The organism is Bradyrhizobium sp. SZCCHNGR1005, assembly GCF_032489995.1.
GTDB lineage: Bacteria > Pseudomonadota > Alphaproteobacteria > Rhizobiales > Xanthobacteraceae > Bradyrhizobium.
Window position 1 is genome coordinate 96,669 of the sequence record NZ_JAUEZC010000006.1, and the last position, 15,829, is coordinate 112,497.

The window sequence follows — 15,829 nt, forward strand, 5'->3', positions numbered from 1 at the left end:
ACTCTTGTGCTCCTTGAATAGCCGAAATGCGCAGGCGGCGGGACATGAAATCCCCCCCTTGCGGCTTTTTTGCCGCGAGGTCGGGGATTCCTCTTCCGGCCTAATCAAAGATGGAGAGACGTACGGCGGCGGCCATCACATTTGTGACGCCGGCCGCAGCGCGAGGTTCATCCAGCGCTCGCGCTTCGCGCATGTGCAAGGGCAGGCGCGGATGGTCTCACGTACGAACAAGCCCCAGCCCGGATTGTCTCCGGGCGAGGACAATGGATGACATCGCCGGCTTTGTGCTCACGCCGGAAATCAACGCGAAGCGGCTGCCGTCGTCGTCACATGCTTGGCGGGGGCTGCCTTGGCCGCAGGCTTGGTGGTCGTCTGCGCAGGCGGGGCATCCCAGCCGCCGGCAGGTGCAGGCACATTGACTGCATCATCCGGCTGCGGCTCGGCGGTGAAGGTCTGGATGGCCAGCTTTGCGGCAGCCAGCGACTGCGGGTCGAGGCGCTTTGCGACATCGTCGCGTTTGCGGCCGGCATCGGCATCGCCCTGTGCGGCCGCCAGGCTGAACCATTTGTAGGATTCGGCGAGGTTCTGCTCCACGCCGATGCCGCGGGCATAGAGGATACCGAGATTGAACTGGCTGTCGGCGACGCCACGCTCGGCGGCTTTCCGGAACCATTGCGAGGCACTCTTGTAGTTTGCGCCCTTGCCGCCGCCATCGGCGTCCAGCACCGCAAGATTGTGCATCGCCTTGGCGTTGCCGCGCTCGGCAGCAACCACGTAATAGCGGCGCGCGATGTCGACATCCTTCTTCACGCCAAGGCCCTTCTCGTAGAGGGTGCCGAGCCGGAAGACCGCCGGGATCAGTCCGGCCTGCGCTGCGCGGTCATACCACTTCGCGGACTCGTCGAAATTCGACGGCACGCCCTTGCCTTCGGCAAACCGCACGGCGACCTCGTAGGCCGCGGCCGGATCGCCCTTCAGGGCGGCGTTGCGCAGCACGGGACCGCCGATCGTGTCCGGCAGCCGCTCGGTCGGCGGCACCTGGATCGTGCCGAGGCCCTGGCCATTGCCGGCCGTCGGGATCGTGCCGGTGATGTCGCTTGCCGCGGGCGGCGGGGCCGCGGATTTGTCCTGATCCTGCGGGATCGCCAGCATCGCGATCGTCTCTGCCTCGCTCGGCATTGCGCGATTATAGGACTGCCGGTCGATGGGAGTGGGTGACGTCAGCGACGGGGTCGTTTGGTCCGGCGCGGCAGGCCTCGCCAGCGCGGCTGGCGGCATCCGCGGCGGCTGTGCCTCGTTCTGGCTCTGGGTTTGGCTTTCGATCGGGGGAGCCGGCGGCGGTGTGCTGCCGCTGTCGAGCAGCGACATGGCGAGCTTGAAGGTGCCGAGCACGATCACGACGACGCTGGCCCCGACGAGGAGCGAGCGGATCTTGGCGCCGAGCGTGGAGGCTTCCTCCTCGACCTCCGGGCCGACGATGACGGCCGCCTGCTCCTTCGCCTTCGGCGCCGGCTTGGCGGCCTCCTTGACCTTGTCCTTTTTCTTCTTCTCGGCGGGCTTTTTGCTCTCGGCCGGCTGAGCGGCAGCGGCTTGCGCTGCGCGGCGCGCCGCAGCGATGAAGCTCGAGGTCGAGACCGGTTCGCGCTTGCCGACCGGAAGATCGCCGAGCGCGCTTTCCGAGGCCGCAATGCGTTCGGCTGGTGATGTCCGACCGGGAGGCCGCGTGCCCGGCTCCAGGGGATGATCCGGCGGCAGTTCGGGCAGCATGGCCGCAGGACGCGGCGCCTGCGCCGTATGCGGCTCCAGGATATCGGCGATCGCCTTGGGCGGAATCGGCGGCGTGAGGGCGGAGGCGGGCGCAGCGGCCGCGTGGAAATCGCGCGGCGCCGCGGCAAAGATCGCTTGGTTTGCACCCTGCCGCGCAGTCTCGTTCGCATCCAGCGCACCGGTCTGCGCCGCCGGGTTTGGCAGTTCCGGCCGGTAGGACTCCGGTTTGCCGCGTTCGAAGGACGCCGGCTTGTACCCATCCGCCTGCGGCTCGGGCGCCGCCATTTGCGGCACCAGCGGCGGCGATGCTGGTTGCGCGGGAGCCGCACGCACGTTGCGCAGATCGCCTTCGATCGTCGCCAGCCGATCCACCACATGACCGAGCGTGTTGTGAACCGCTTCCAACGAACCCTGGGTGTGGCGGTCGGTCTCGGTCTGGCTGAAGCGGAGATCGGACAGCTCGCGCTTGACCAGGTCGATCAGTCCATTGTCCGATGCAGCCTCGCTGCGCTGCGACCTTGCTTCGGAAAGGGCCGCAAACGTCGCCTGCTGGCGCTCGAGATAGCGCAGGATGTCCTGGAGCCCGTTCTCGACGCGGGACATGTTGCCGCTGCGCGGATCGTTCGCGGCCTCCAGGCGCTCCAAGAGATACGAGATGCGCTGTTCGAGATGCGTAAGGGCCGATGCGCTGTCGCTGCCGACCTGCAGGCGGTCGATCCGGTCGGACAGCCCGCGCAACGCTTCTTCGATCTGTGCCGTGTTCTCCGCGGGAGCCGCTGTCCGCTCGCGGCTTTCGAGGGTCGCGGTAAGGGCTGCGATGCGTTGTTCAAGCGCGGCAAAGGAATCGCGGTTGTCGCGCGCCTCGGTCACCTGATCGACCTTGGAGGACAACAGCCTCAGATCTTCCGACAGACGCTCCAGTGCATCATTGGAGGCGATATTGGCGACGATGGCGCGCAGAGCGGCGATCGCGCTCTCCAGCTGCTGCACGGTCGCGGGATCGTCATTGGTGCGCAGGATCAGATCGAGCTTGGCGCCGAGATTGTGGATCGCCTCGGCATAGCCGGTCAGCTGCTCGGCCGGCGTGAGCGAGCCGACCACCTCGCGGATGTCCTTGAGCGTCCGTTCGATGCCCGCAAGCGCCTGGCCGTCGACGCCGCTCTGCCGGTTCTCATCGATGCGGCGCGACAGCGAGCGGATCTCGTTCTCGATGGTCTCGATCGCCTGCCGCGGCATCGCCTCGGTGATGGCATGGCGGATCTCGGAAAGTTCGTTGCGAAACGCTGCGATCGATTGCTCGAGGCCATCGTCGGGGCGCTGCAGTGCCTCGATCTGGCTGGTGATCTTCAGAAGCTGGCGTTCGAGCGAGGAATAGTCCGGGGCCGGCGAGGGGGCCACAGCTGGCGTCATCACCGGGGCCGCAGCGGGAGCCATCACCGGCGCGGTGGGGGGCGCATGATGCGGTGGGAGCGAGCGCGGCGAAGCCGACGCATTATCGAGCTCGCTCTGCCGGGCGCTGATCTCGGCCACCGCCATATCGAGCGAGGCCGGGCTCAGCGGCATCGGATGGCGATAGAGCTGCGCAGCCGCGCGCTCGACGCCGTCAGGGCCCTGATAATGTTCCTCCGTCGCCGGCTTGCGCAGCGGCGTCGAAATCTGCGACAGCCGCGCATCGAGCCGCGAGATCGCGTCGTTGAGCTGTCGTGCGACCCCTTGCTCGTCGCGCAGATTGTCCTTGCGGGCGGCAGGACGTGACATCTGCTCGATCTGCCGCGCGATCGAGTCGAGCCGCTGGTGGATGTCGGCGACCTCGCGGGTCTCACGCTCGCGGGTTTCGCGTGCCGTTGCGATCGCGCGAGGGTCCTGCGGGCGGCGGAAATCCGGCGGTGCGGATGCACCAAGTGTCGAGTTGATCCAGTCGTTGAGCGACAGGCCGGCGCGTTGCGCCGCGGCTTCGGCCCTTTCACGAACGGACGGGTCGATGCCCTCACTACTCCACGATACGCGCGAATTCATGCTCTCGTCCGGTTCCGCTACCGGCGCTCCACCCAGCGCCTCCAGCCTCCCCACGCGTCCCGGCGTCAAGATGATCGGAATCCACGAAGGTCGTCTGCTCCAGTTCCAGACATTTGACTTTTACGGTAAATAACGCGTTAAGTCCGGCGGCCCTGCCTCGCTAAAAGTTCGCAGCCGCACGCGGAAATAGCTTAACCCGTGGTTTTGCGCGCATCCGGATCGAGCGGCACCACGGCGCTCGCAATCGCAGACAGGGCAGTGATCGCCTCTTCGCACCACTCGGCGACCATGCGCTCATGGCGCAGCCCGAGCCGAAGGTTCAGAAGCTTGCCGAGATCGGACGGCGCAGCCGTGCCGTCGGGAAAGCGCTTCTTCAGGATGCGGTCGTAGCGATCGGCGCGATCGCGATGGTGCTCCAGGCGCGCCATCAGATCAGCGCGCAACGGCTCGACATCGGCGGCGCCGAGTGCATAGAGCCGGATCAAGAGATCATCCTTGATCGAGGCCGGCGTGCTCGGCCGCGCCGCCCAGTGCCGGAACGCGGTGCGGCCCTCGGGGGTAAGCGTATAGACCAGCTTGTTCGGCTTTCCCGTCTGCACCACCTCGCGGCCCTGGATGTAACCACGGTCGCGCAAGCGCGAGAGCTCGCGATAGATCTGCTGGTGGTCGGTCTTCCAGAAAAATCCGATCGAGGAATCGAACGTCTTGGCGAGCTCATAGCCCGTCATCGGATGTTCGGTCAGGCATGCGAGGATGGCGTCGCCAAGAGCCATGGCCGGAAACTGCTCCCTTTTTTCTGATCGCGTCCCACCCGGCTGCACGCTTGACATTATGCACAACGGCGCATATGCGTCAATGTGCATATGGGGTGGCAGCGCTTTTGGCGCGCGCCGTCTCGAGGAGACGCCACATGACAACGACCGGCCTTGCGAAATGGTACGGCTACATGAAGTCTCACGACGCGAGCGCGCTGTGGGAATTGCTGCATCCGGACGCGGTGTTCGAGAGTCCGGTCGTCCATACGCCCCAGCGCGGACGCGACATCACGTTCAAATATCTGACGAGTGCTGAGAAAGTCTTAGGCGGCCCCGGCTTCACCTATGTCGGCGAATGGCGCAGCGCGACCGGAGCGGTGCTCGAATTCGAGAATGAGATCGAGGGCGTCAAACTCAACGGCGTCGACATCATCACCTTCGACGCCGATGATCGCATCACCCATTTCAAGGTGATGGTCCGCCCCTTGAAGGCGATCAACTTGTTGCACCGCCTGATGGGAGAGCAATTGCAGAACGCGCAAAAGGCGTGACTGCGCCAAAGCACCACAAAGCAACGGCTGCCGCTGTCAGCCTGAAATCGCTACAGTCTGCTGCCGGCCATCCATAATCGCAGCATCCGAAACCAACTGAAGCCCGCCATAGCCCGCCTGTCGGAGACCCAGAGATGCCGATCTACAAAGCCCCCGTGGACGATGTGAGCTTCCTGCTCAACGACGTTTTCCAGATCGACCGTTATGACAATCTACCCGGCTTCTCGGACGCTTCGGCAGACGTCCGCGATGCGATCATCGGCGAGGCCGCCAAGCTCGCGGAAGAAGTGCTGCAGCCGCTCAATCGCAGCGGCGACACCGAGGGCTGCAAGCGCCATGACGACGGCAGCGTCACCACGCCGAAGGGCTTCAAGGACGCCTACAAGCAGGTCGCCGAAGGCGGCTGGCTCGGGCTTTCCGCCCCGACGGAGTATGGCGGCCAGGGCCTGCCGGTGACCTTGAGCCAGGCCGTCAACGAATTCCAGTGCTCCGCCAACATGGCCTTCTCGATGTATGGCGGCCTCACCATGGGCGCGACCGCAGCGCTGATCGTGCATGGCAACGAGGAGCAGAAGAAGACCTATGTGCCGAAGATGGTGGCGGGCGAATGGACCGGCACCATGAACCTGACGGAGCCGCATTGCGGCACCGATCTCGGTCTGCTCCGCACCAAGGCGGTGCGCCAGGCCGACGGCAGCTTCAAGATCACGGGCACCAAGATCTTCATCTCCGCCGGTGAGCATGACTTGGCGGACAACATCATCCATCTGGTGCTCGCCCGCATCGAAGGCGCGCCCGCCGGCATCAAGGGCGTCTCGCTGTTCGTCGTGCCGAAATTCCTGGTCAATCCCGATGGATCGGTGGGCGCGCGTAACGGCGTCGCCTGCGGCTCGATCGAGCACAAGATGGGCATCCACGGCAATTCGACCTGTGTGATGAACTACGACAACGCCACCGGCTGGCTGATCGGTGAAGAGAACAAGGGCATGCAGGGCATGTTCGTGATGATGAACGAGGCTCGGCTCGGCGTCGCCGTCCAGGGTCTTGCGCAGTCGGAGGTCGCCTATCAGAACGCTGCGGCCTATGCGCGCGAACGCATCCAGGGCCGCTCGCTCACCGGCGCGAAAGCTGCCGACAAGCCGGCGGATCCGATCATCGTGCATCCGGACGTGCGCCGCACGCTGCTGACCATCCGCGCCTTCAACGAGGCGGCACGTGCGATGGTGATCTGGACGTCGCTGAAGAGCGACGTCGCGCATCGCTCGCAGGATCCGAAGGACCGCCAGGCCGCCGACGACCACATGGGCCTGATGACCCCGGTCATGAAGGGCTACATGACCGACATGGGCTTTGCCAATGCGGTGCAGGCGCAGCAGATGTTCGGCGGTCATGGTTACATCGCCGAGCACGGCATGGAGCAGTTCGTCCGTGATGCGCGCATCGCGATGATCTACGAGGGCGCCAACGGCATTCAGGCGCTCGATCTTGTCGGCCGCAAGTTGCCGCGCGACGGCGGCCGCGCGGTGATGGCGTTCTTCGCCGAGGTCGGCTCCTTCGCCAGGGAGCATGGCGCCGACGAGGCGATGCAGCCGTTCGTCGCGCCGCTCTCGACCGCGCTCGGGCATCTGCAGCAGGCGACGACCTGGCTGATGCAGAACGCGATGACCAAGCCGGACAATGCAGGCGCGGCGGCCACCGATTATCTTCATCTCTTCGGCCTCGTCACCTTCGCCTATATGTGGGCGAAGATGGCCAAGGTCGCGCAAGACAAGATTGCGGCCTCGGGCACGACCGCATATCTGTCCACCAAGCTCACCACCGGCCGCTTCTTCATGGAGCGCGTGCTGCCGGAAACGGCAGCGCATCTGGCGCGGATTCAGTCCGGCTGCGCGACCATCATGGAGCTTCCGGCGGAGGCGTTCTGACGGACTGAGGGCCGGTTTGGCTGGCCTGCCATGCCGGTCTGCCGGAGCCAGTCCGCCGTAAAGTCTGCTATAAATGACGATCATCATAATATCAGGAGGGCGTGATGCCTGAGGCCTATATCTACGACCACGTTCGCACCCCGCGCGGCCGTGGCAAGCCGGACGGCGCGTTGCATGAGGTCACGGCGCTGGGGCTCGCCAGCGTGCCGCTGAAGGCATTGAAGGAGCGCAACAACCTGCCGGAGGATTGTGTCGATGACGTCGTGCTCGGCGTCGTGGACCCGGTGGGCGAGGCCGGCTCCGACATCGCTCGTTTCGCCGCGCTCAACGCAGGGCTCGGCGACGCAGTGCCGGGCGTGCAGATCAGCCGCTTCTGTGCCTCCGGCCTCGATGCCGTGAACTTCGCCGCCGCGCAGATCATGAGTGGCCAGCATGATCTCGTGATCGGCGGCGGCGCCGAATCCATGAGCCGCGTCGGCATCGGCGCCTCCGGCGGCGCCTGGCCAATGGACCCCTCCATCGCGGTGCCCGCCTATTTCATGCCGCAGGGCGTCTCGGCCGACCTGATCGCCACCAAATACGGCTTCTCGCGCGACGACGTGGATGCCTATGCGGTGCAGAGCCAGCAGCGCGCGGCCAAGGCCTGGGATGAGGGCCGGTTCGACAAGTCAGTGGTGCCGGTGAAGGATATCAACGGGCTCACGATCCTCGCCAAGGACGAGCACATGCGCCCCTCGACCACGATGCAGACCTTGGCGCAGCTGCAGCCGTCATTCGTGCAGATGGCGCAGATGGGCGGCTTCGACGCGGTCGCGATCCAGTCCCATCCGGAGATCGAGCGCGTCAACTACGTGCATCATGCCGGCAACTCATCGGGCATCGTCGACGGCGCCGGCGCCGTGCTGCTCGGCAGCAAGGAGGCGGGGGCGAAATATGGCCTGAAGGCGCGCGCCAAGATCCGTGCCTTCGCCAATATCGGCTCGGAGCCGGCGATGATGCTGACCGGCCCGGTCGACGTCACCAACAAGCTGTTCGAGCGGTCCGGCATGAAGACGTCGGACATCGACCTGTTCGAGCTCAACGAGGCCTTTGCTTCAGTGGTGCTGCGCTACATCCAGGCGTTCGAGATCGACAATTCGAAGATCAACGTCAACGGCGGCGCCATCGCGCTCGGCCATCCGCTCGGCGCGACCGGCGCGATGATCCTCGGTACCGTACTCGACGAATTGGAGCGCACCAACAAGGCAACCGCGCTGGTCACGCTGTGCATCGGCGGCGGCATGGGCACCGCGACCATCATCGAGCGGGTGTGACGGTGGGCTCCCTCCCCCTTGCGGGGGAGGGTCGGGGAGGGGGGTGCCAAGCGCTCCTCTGCCCGTGAGGACCCCCACCCCCAACCCCTCCCCGCAAGGGGGAGGGGAGAGGAATTCCCCCCCGGGGCTGATGCTGTACCAGCGCGCCCTTCTCATATCTGGGAGCACCAAATGGCCTTCAAGAATTTCAAAGTCGAGACCGACGCCGACGGCATTGCGCTCGTCACCTGGGATATTCCCGGACGTTCGATGAACGTGCTGGACGAGACCTCGGCGATCGAGCTCGAGACCATCGTCAAGGACACCACCGCGGACGCGGCGATCAAGGGCGTCGTCATCACCTCGGCCAAGGAGGCGTTCTGCGCCGGCGCCGATCTGTCGATGCTGGAAGGCATGAACCGCGCCTATGTCGATCTGCTGAAGAGCAAGGGCGAGGAAGCGGCCAACCAGATGCTGTTCGATAACAGCCGCCGCTTTTCGCTGATCTATCGCGCCATGGAAACTTCGGGTAAGCCGTGGGTCGCCGCGATCAACGGGCTTGCGCTTGGCGGCGGCTTCGAGCTGACCCTGTCATGCCATTATCGCGTTGCGGCTGAGAACCCGAAGACCCGGCTCGGCCTGCCCGAGATCAAGGTCGGCCTGTTTCCGGGCGCTGGCGGCACCCAGCGCGTGCCGCGCATCGTGCAGCCGCAGGACGCGATGAACCTGCTTCTGAAAGGCGAGGCGCTCACGCTCGACAAGGCCAAGGCCCTGAAGCTGGTCGACGCGGTCGTGCCGGCCGCCGATCTCATCAAGGCGGCGAAGGATTGGATCAAGGGTGGCGGCAAGGCTGTTCAGCCCTGGGACGAAAAGGGCTTTAAGCTGCCCGGCGGTCCCGTGTTCTCCAAGGCGGGCATGATGATGTTCCCGGCCGGCAACGCGATCTATCGCCGCGAGACCTACGACAACTATCCGGCCGCGCGCGCGATCATGAGCTGCGTGTATGAAGGCCTGCAGCTGCCCATCGACGCCGCACTGCGCGTCGAGTCGCGTTACTTCGCCCACATCCTGCGTTCGAAGGAAGCGGCGGCAATGATCCGCAGCCTGTTCCTGTCGATGCAGGAATTGAACAAGGGCGCGCGCCGGCCGGCAGGCGTGGCGCCGACCAAGATCAAGAAGCTCGCCGTGATCGGCGCCGGATTCATGGGCGCCTCCGTCGGCTATGTCTCGGCCCGCGCCGGGCTTGAGGTCGTGCTGATCGATCGCGACCAGGAGAGCGCCGACAAGGGCAAGGCGCATGCGAAGAGCGTTATCGATGATCTCGTCAAGAAGGGCCGCGCCAAGCCGGGCGAGGCCGAGGCCATCCTGGGCCGGATCACAGCGACGGCCGATTACGCGGTGCTGAAGGATTGCGATCTCGTGATCGAGGCCGTGTTCGAGGACCGCAAGGTCAAGGCCGAGACCTACGCCAAGGCGCAGCCGCTGCTGAAAGAAGGCGCGATCTTCGCTTCCAACACCTCGACCCTGCCGATCAACTCGCTGGCCGAGGAGTTCAAGGACCAGGGCCGCTTCATCGGCATTCACTTCTTCTCGCCGGTCGAGAAGATGATGCTGGTCGAGATCATCGTAGGCAAGAATACCGGCGACGTCGCGCTGGCGACCGCGCTGGATTATGTCCGCGTCATCGGCAAGACGCCGATCGTGGTCAACGACTCCCGCGGCTTCTTCGCCAACCGCTGCGTGATGCGCTACATCGCCGAAGGCAACGAGATGTTCCTGGAGGGCGTGCCGCCGGCCATGATCGAGAACGCCGCCAAGATGGCGGGCATGCCGGTTGGTCCGCTGTCACTGTCGGACGAGGTCGCGCTCGATCTCGGCCTGAAGATCATGAAGGCGACCGAGGCTGATCTCGGCGCGAACGCGATCAACCAGGACCACAAGAAGCTGATGGTCGAGCTGGTCGAGAAGCTGGGCCGCTTCGGCCGCAAGAACGGCAAGGGCTTTTACGACTATCCCGAGAAGGGCAAGGGCCAGAAGAGCCTGTGGCCGGAGCTGCCGAAGCTGCAGCCCAAGCACCTCGATCCCGATACGCTCGATGTCGAGGAACTGAAGCAGCGCTTCCTGGTGGTGCAGGCGGTCGAAGCTGCGCGCACGGTCGAGGACCATGTCATCACCGATATGCGCGAAGCGGATGTCGGCTCGATCTTAGGGTTCGGCTTCGCGCCGTTCACCGGCGGCACGCTGTCGTATATCGACTTCATGGGAACCAAGACCTTCGTCGCGCTGTGCCACAAATTCGCAGCCAAATACGGCCCGCGCTTCACGCCCCCGAAGTTGCTGGAGGAGATGGCAGAGAAGGGCGAGACCTTCTATGGCCGCTTCCCGCCGAAGAAGGCGGCGGCTTGACGCGGCGCGCGTGAGGCGAGCTCGATAGCACCGCATAACCGCGAACTCCCCTCCCCGTTGCGGGGAGGGCTATCGCCTATGGCGTCAAGCAGGGGCATGGCCTCGAGACGCGCGGCTTCGCCGCGCCCTCACCATGAGGGTCTGCTATTTTGTGACAAAATAAGGCGTCGTCCCCGAGGAGCTCGCCGGAGGCGAGAGTCTCGAAGGACGGCCGCGGGAGGGATCGTCGGTCGCGCTTTTCCCGATCGCCCGCAAGGCGGGAGGGGAACCCACCGCCGTCGGCTTGCAAGCGGGAGTCCGCAGAACTCACGCGGCCTTCAGCAGTCCTTCCTTGGCCAGCGCCTCCTGTACCTTCGGCCGCGCGGCGACGCGGGCTTTGTAGGCGGTAAGATTGGGCAAGCCGGCCAGGTCGAGATTCATCCGCTCCGCCCAGGCCAGCATCGTGAACAGGTAACCGTCGGCGACGGTGAAGTCCTTGCCCATGAGGTAGTCGTGGCCGGCAAGCTGGCTGTCGACATATTTGAACTTGCCCATCAGCCGGTCCCTGAAGAACGCCTTGACCTCGTCGGAAAAGGCCGGCTGGAATAGCGGGCTGAAATTCTTGTGCAGCTCGGAGGTGATGAAGTTCAGCCATTCCAAGAGCTTGTAACGTTCGGCGCTGCCCGGGGCGGGCGCAAGCGCCCTGTCCTTGGCGCGGTCCGCGATCGTCTGCACGATCACCGGCCCTTCGGTGACCAGCTCGCCGCTATCGAGCGCGAGCGCCGGGACCTGGCCCTTCGGATTGACCTTCCAGTAATCGTCGCCATTTTCCAGTTTCTTGGCGCGAAGATCGACCTTGACCAGTTCGTAAGGAAGGCCTGCTTCAAGCAGTGCGATATGGGGGGACAGCGAGCAGGCGCCCGGGGAGTAGTAGAGTTTCATCGGCGATTCCTCCGTGAGAACCGTGTTCACGATTTTGGTTGATAAGCGAGGCGCCGGAATTAAATGCAAGTGCATGGAATAGTCAAGATTGATGCAGCTGCATTCAGTGCGGTAAGGTGTGGGGATAGGATGCGAGCCCGACCATGAAACGCAAACCATCGACCGAGGCGACCGGCGCCTGGATCCGCCTGATGCGGGTCCAGAGCCGGGTGCTGGCCGCGGTCGAGCAGGACCTGAAAAAGGCGGGCTTTCCGCCGCTCGCCTGGTATGACGCGCTGTTGGAATTGTCGCGGGCACCGTCCGGCGAGCTGCGCCCGGTGGAGCTGGAGCGGCAGATGCTGATCCCGCAATATTCGACCTCGCGGCTGATTGACCGGCTGGTCGATGAGGGGCTAGCGGTGCGGCGCGAATGCAAGATCGACAAGCGTGGCCAGTTCATCGAGATTACCGAGGCCGGGCGCGAGCTGCAGAAGCGGATGTGGGCAGCGTATTCGGCGGCGATCGAGAAGCATGTCGGCTCGAAGTTGTCGGATGCGGACGCCGTCAAGCTCTGTGCGCTGCTCGACCGCCTCGGCTGCTCCTGCGGCCAGGCTCCACAATTGTCTGCCGGAGAAAGCGCGTCGGCCCGATGAGCTCTCCATTGTTCTCCACGTCCGTGGTCCCCGCGGGGGCCGCGGATTTTCCTGTCACCGCGCGCGATCATCGATGCGCTTTTCTGAACCGGGACCCGCATGGCGCGTGACCAGATCGATATGACCCCGCTGCAATCCCGCGACGAGCTCGTCGCGTGGCTGGAAGCCGGCGTGAAACCTCCATCCGCATTCCGGATCGGGACTGAGCACGAGAAGACGCCGTTCACGCTCGACGGCCATCGCCCGGTGCCTTACGAGGGCGCGCGCGGCATCAGCGCGCTGCTCGAAGGCATGAAGCTCCTGCTCGGCTGGGAGCCGATCATGGAACGCGGCAATATCATCGGCCTCTATGACGTGACCGGCGGCGGCGCGATCTCGCTCGAACCTGGCGGCCAGTTCGAGCTCTCCGGCGCACCGGTCGAGAACGTGCACCAGACGCAAGCGGAGCTGATGGCGCATCTCGCACAAGTGCGGGAGGTCGCAACGCCGCTCGGCATCGGCTTTCTCGGTCTCGGCATGACGCCGTCCTGGTCGCGCGCCGAGATCCCGGTGATGCCCAAGGGCCGCTACAAGATCATGACCGGCTACATGCCGAAGGTCGGCCGCTACGGCATCGACATGATGTACCGGACCTGCACGGTGCAGACCAATCTCGACTTTTCCTCGGAAGCCGACATGGTCAAGAAGCTGCGGGTCTCGGTCGCCCTGCAGCCGATTGCGACCGCGCTGTTCGCCAACTCGCCGTTCACCGAAGGCAAGCCGAACGGCTTTCTGTCGTTCCGCTCCGAGATCTGGCGCGACACCGACAACGCCCGCGCCGGCATGATCCCCTGGGCGTTCGAGGACGGCATGGGCTTCGAGCGCTGGGTCGATTATGCACTCGACGTGCCGATGTATTTCGTCAAACGCGAGGAAGATTACATCGACGTTTCCGGCACCTCGTTCCGCGACTTCTTCGCGGGCAAGAACCCGGCCATGCCGGGCGAGCGCCCGACCTTGTCGGATTGGGCCAATCATCTCTCGACGATCTTTCCCGAGGTGCGGCTCAAGCGGTACCTCGAGATGCGCGGGGCGGATGGCGTGCCGTGGGGACGGCTGCCGGCGCTGCCGGCCTTCTGGGTCGGGCTGCTCTATGATGATGTGAGCCTCGATGCGGCCTGGGACATCGTCAAGGATTGGAGCGCGTTCGAGCGCCAGCACCTTCGCGATGACGTCCCACGGCTCGGCTTCAAGGCGCGCATCCGCGACCGCTACGTGTTCGAGATCGCGAGGGAATGCCTGACCCTGGCGCATCTCGGCCTGCGCCGGCGCGGCCGCATCGACCATCTCGGCCGCGACGAAAGCCGCTATCTTGAGCCGCTCGACCAGATCATCGATTGCGGCCGTTCGCCCGCCGAAGAGATGCTCGAGAAGTTCAACGGCTCCTGGCAGGGTTCGGTCGAGCCCGCCTATGCCGAGTACGCATTCTGACGCTGAGGACAATGCTGGGCTGTACGACGGCTGCGGCTCCCTTCTTCTGAAAGGGGAAGGGCTGGGGGCCATCTTCAGCAAGATCGATCATTGATCGCCCTGCCGGCGCTCGTGCCGGCCCGCCCATTCCAGGGGGAGATAAACATCCTGACCGGCAGTCTGGCTTGCCGTGCTGATCGCCGCACGTGTCTAAACGTGTCAGCCCCGTTCATCCGCCATACAGGTTCGTGGCGATCAAATGGCTGCTCGAGAAACTCAAGCGTAAGCAATGGGCCGGACACATCAGCGGAGTGGCGCAGGGCGCTTCATCACGGCATGCCTGAAGCTCCTGGCGTGCCTGCTCTTTGTCGCGCCCACATCTTCGGCGTTGTCGCAAACCTATTCCGACCGGCCCGGCGGCGACTATATGAGCGCGCCGATTTCCTCCGGCGACCCCGCGGATTGCGCGTTGCTGTGCGAGCATGACCGGCGTTGCCGCGCCTGGAGCTTCACCTACCCGACGGTGATGGAAGCGGGGGCGGTGTGCTGGCTGAAGAACAGCGTGCCGCCGCGTGTACCGGACAATTGCTGCGTCTCGGGCGTGCGCGGCGCCGGCGTGGTTGAGATCAGGAACGATGCGGTCGAGACCTCGATCGACCGTCCCGGCGGCGACTATCGCAGCTTCGAGATCAAGACCACCGAGCCCAAAGGCGCCGAAAAGACCGCCGATAAAGACAAGGAAAAAGACAAGAAGGTCGAAAAGGCGGCTGACGCGGAGGACATCTGCAAGGCCGCCTGCACCGGCGACAACAAGTGCCGCGTCTGGACTTTCGCGCGTCCCGGCTATGCCGGCAAGGACGCCCATTGCTTCCTGAAGAAAGAAATCAAGCCACCACGCCGCAAGGCTGGCTTCACGTCCGGCGTGGTGCGGTAGGTGCGCGATTGGGACTCGACCGGCTCGCCGCATCCCATTCTCGCTGTCATCGCCCGGCTTGACCGGGGGATCCAGTGTTCAGCGACCGCAGCGTTTGCAAAAGCCGCAGCACAGTGGCTCGTCCGCCTTCGCGGACGATGACGCCTGGGAATTTGGCGCCAGTAGGGTGGGCAAAGGCGCGTTCGACGTTGCATCCGCCACCCGCAGGGCAGGGCGATCGCACATGGCGTCAAGCAGGGGCGGGCCTCATGGTTCGAGACGCGCGGCTTTGCCGCGCCCTCACCATGAGGGTCAACGATTCCACCACGAAAAAGGCCTCATCCTGAGGAGCCCGCGTTAGGCGGACGTTTCGAAGGATGGCCGCAGGGAAGACTGCCCGAAGCTATTTCCAGCCATATGCGATCGCCCTGACCCGCAGGGGGAGGGGAGGCCGTGCCCACCGACTTCATTCGGGTCGTGAATGGTAGCCACGCTACACTTTGCCCACCCTACCGCGCTACATCGCTGCAGGCTATTCCTCCGCCGCGATCACCGTGATCTCAGGCCACAGCGCTTTCCAGCGCGCCGCCTTGGCCGTGTAGTTGGCGGCGGAAAAATTCGCGGTGCGGTTCGGCCGCACGATCATCGCAGCGATGTCGTCGAAGCCTTTCGGCGCATAGATCTCGTGACCGTTGCCGCTTGGACGAATGCCGACTTGTGTGTTGACGGTGAGAAACCGGTCGATGCCCTCGCGCGAGCGCGTCAGCGGGGGATAGGGCTGGCCGTGCTTGTCGGGATACCACAGGTGCACGCGCGCCTGATTGCGGATCTCGATCCTGGAATCAAGCCCGCACAATCGCGCCTGCACCTTCCGGATCACGGCATCCTCGGTCTCCCACGAGGTGTCGGGATCGAAGTAGAAGATGTCGTAATCGCTGATGCCGTGACCGAGCGGCCGTCCGGTCAGCGTATTCCACACCGTCTGCGTCAGGCAGCCCGCGACGATCCAGGCGTCAGGCAAGGCGAGAGCGGAGAGCTCTTGTGCAATTCGGTCGTTGACCGGATTGCGCAGCGCGAGGGCGAGGAAGTCGTCGCTGTTCATGATTGCGCGACTCTCGGCTCCGCACTGCTCGTGAGGGCGTCATTCCGGGTTCGCCCTGCGGACGCCCCGGAATGACCGCGGGGAGTTGATGGTTCTTGAC

Annotated in this window: 11 protein-coding genes; 7 read left to right on the top strand and 4 right to left on the bottom strand. The window is 64.7% G+C overall.

Translation table 11 applies throughout. The features are described from left to right. Positions 1 to 300: 300 nt before the first annotated feature. Positions 301 to 3,783, bottom strand: a complete 3,483-nt coding sequence (locus tag QXZ85_RS24180; RefSeq protein ID WP_315702795.1) for a hypothetical protein — start codon at positions 3,781 to 3,783, stop codon at positions 301 to 303. 191 nt (positions 3,784 to 3,974) lie between these two features. Beyond that, complete coding sequence (locus QXZ85_RS24185) at positions 3,975 to 4,556, bottom strand: PadR family transcriptional regulator (RefSeq protein ID WP_315702796.1); 582 nt, start codon at positions 4,554 to 4,556, stop codon at positions 3,975 to 3,977. Between the two features lie 137 nt (positions 4,557 to 4,693). Between QXZ85_RS24185 and QXZ85_RS24190 the strand changes: the two genes are divergently transcribed. The 4 genes from QXZ85_RS24190 to QXZ85_RS24205 all read left to right on the top strand — a co-directional run bounded on the left by QXZ85_RS24190 (position 4,694) and on the right by QXZ85_RS24205 (position 10,712). Further along, positions 4,694 to 5,089, top strand: a complete 396-nt coding sequence (locus QXZ85_RS24190) for a nuclear transport factor 2 family protein (RefSeq protein WP_315702797.1) — start codon at positions 4,694 to 4,696, stop codon at positions 5,087 to 5,089. Positions 5,090 to 5,223: 134 nt separating this feature from the next. After that, positions 5,224 to 7,014, top strand: a complete 1,791-nt coding sequence (locus QXZ85_RS24195) for an acyl-CoA dehydrogenase C-terminal domain-containing protein (RefSeq protein ID WP_315762550.1) — start codon at positions 5,224 to 5,226, stop codon at positions 7,012 to 7,014. A gap of 104 nt (positions 7,015 to 7,118) precedes the next feature. After that, positions 7,119 to 8,327 (top strand): acetyl-CoA C-acetyltransferase, encoded by a 1,209-nt coding sequence (locus QXZ85_RS24200; protein ID WP_315702799.1) that lies wholly within the window; start codon positions 7,119 to 7,121, stop codon positions 8,325 to 8,327. Between the two features lie 171 nt (positions 8,328 to 8,498). After that, positions 8,499 to 10,712 (top strand): 3-hydroxyacyl-CoA dehydrogenase NAD-binding domain-containing protein, encoded by a 2,214-nt coding sequence (locus tag QXZ85_RS24205; RefSeq protein WP_315702800.1) that lies wholly within the window; start codon positions 8,499 to 8,501, stop codon positions 10,710 to 10,712. A gap of 306 nt (positions 10,713 to 11,018) precedes the next feature. On the opposite strand, the gene gstA is transcribed toward QXZ85_RS24205, so the two are convergent. Then, the gene (gene gstA / locus QXZ85_RS24210) at positions 11,019 to 11,633 is read right to left on the bottom strand and encodes a glutathione transferase GstA (RefSeq protein WP_315745181.1); all 615 of its coding nucleotides are present in this window, start codon (positions 11,631 to 11,633) and stop codon (positions 11,019 to 11,021) included. A gap of 143 nt (positions 11,634 to 11,776) precedes the next feature. On the opposite strand from gstA, the gene QXZ85_RS24215 reads away from it, so the two are divergent. The 3 genes from QXZ85_RS24215 to QXZ85_RS24225 all read left to right on the top strand — a co-directional run bounded on the left by QXZ85_RS24215 (position 11,777) and on the right by QXZ85_RS24225 (position 14,648). Next, positions 11,777 to 12,265 carry a MarR family winged helix-turn-helix transcriptional regulator gene (locus QXZ85_RS24215; protein ID WP_315702801.1) on the top strand — a complete coding sequence of 163 codons (489 nt, stop codon included), beginning with the start codon at positions 11,777 to 11,779 and terminating at the stop codon, positions 12,263 to 12,265. Between the two features lie 99 nt (positions 12,266 to 12,364). After that, the gene (locus QXZ85_RS24220) at positions 12,365 to 13,735 is read left to right on the top strand and encodes a glutamate--cysteine ligase (RefSeq protein WP_315702802.1); all 1,371 of its coding nucleotides are present in this window, start codon (positions 12,365 to 12,367) and stop codon (positions 13,733 to 13,735) included. Positions 13,736 to 14,003: 268 nt separating this feature from the next. After that, a complete protein-coding gene (locus tag QXZ85_RS24225; RefSeq protein ID WP_315702803.1) occupies positions 14,004 to 14,648 on the top strand; it encodes a PAN domain-containing protein in 645 nt (214 codons plus the stop codon). Positions 14,649 to 15,159: 511 nt separating this feature from the next. Here QXZ85_RS24225 and QXZ85_RS24230 read toward each other — a convergent pair. Next, positions 15,160 to 15,729 (bottom strand): nucleotidyltransferase family protein, encoded by a 570-nt coding sequence (locus QXZ85_RS24230; protein WP_315745178.1) that lies wholly within the window; start codon positions 15,727 to 15,729, stop codon positions 15,160 to 15,162. Between the last annotated feature and the right edge of the window lie 100 nt (positions 15,730 to 15,829).

What these genes read in the sequence shown, in the direction of transcription:
- QXZ85_RS24195 (WP_315762550.1), top strand. Translation starts at nt 5,224, where the DNA reads ATGCCGATCTACAAAGCCCCCGTGGACGATGTGAGCTTCCTGCTCAAC.
- QXZ85_RS24215 (WP_315702801.1), top strand. Translation starts at nt 11,777, where the DNA reads ATGAAACGCAAACCATCGACCGAGGCGACCGGCGCCTGGATCCGCCTG.
- QXZ85_RS24185 (WP_315702796.1), bottom strand. Translation starts at nt 4,556, where the DNA reads ATGGCTCTTGGCGACGCCATCCTCGCATGCCTGACCGAACATCCGATG.
- gstA (WP_315745181.1), bottom strand. Translation starts at nt 11,633, where the DNA reads ATGAAACTCTACTACTCCCCGGGCGCCTGCTCGCTGTCCCCCCATATC.
- QXZ85_RS24200 (WP_315702799.1), top strand. Translation starts at nt 7,119, where the DNA reads ATGCCTGAGGCCTATATCTACGACCACGTTCGCACCCCGCGCGGCCGT.
- QXZ85_RS24225 (WP_315702803.1), top strand. Translation starts at nt 14,004, where the DNA reads ATGGGCCGGACACATCAGCGGAGTGGCGCAGGGCGCTTCATCACGGCA.
- QXZ85_RS24180 (WP_315702795.1), bottom strand. Translation starts at nt 3,783, where the DNA reads ATGAATTCGCGCGTATCGTGGAGTAGTGAGGGCATCGACCCGTCCGTT.
- QXZ85_RS24205 (WP_315702800.1), top strand. Translation starts at nt 8,499, where the DNA reads ATGGCCTTCAAGAATTTCAAAGTCGAGACCGACGCCGACGGCATTGCG.
- QXZ85_RS24190 (WP_315702797.1), top strand. Translation starts at nt 4,694, where the DNA reads ATGACAACGACCGGCCTTGCGAAATGGTACGGCTACATGAAGTCTCAC.
- QXZ85_RS24230 (WP_315745178.1), bottom strand. Translation starts at nt 15,729, where the DNA reads ATGAACAGCGACGACTTCCTCGCCCTCGCGCTGCGCAATCCGGTCAAC.
- QXZ85_RS24220 (WP_315702802.1), top strand. Translation starts at nt 12,365, where the DNA reads ATGGCGCGTGACCAGATCGATATGACCCCGCTGCAATCCCGCGACGAG.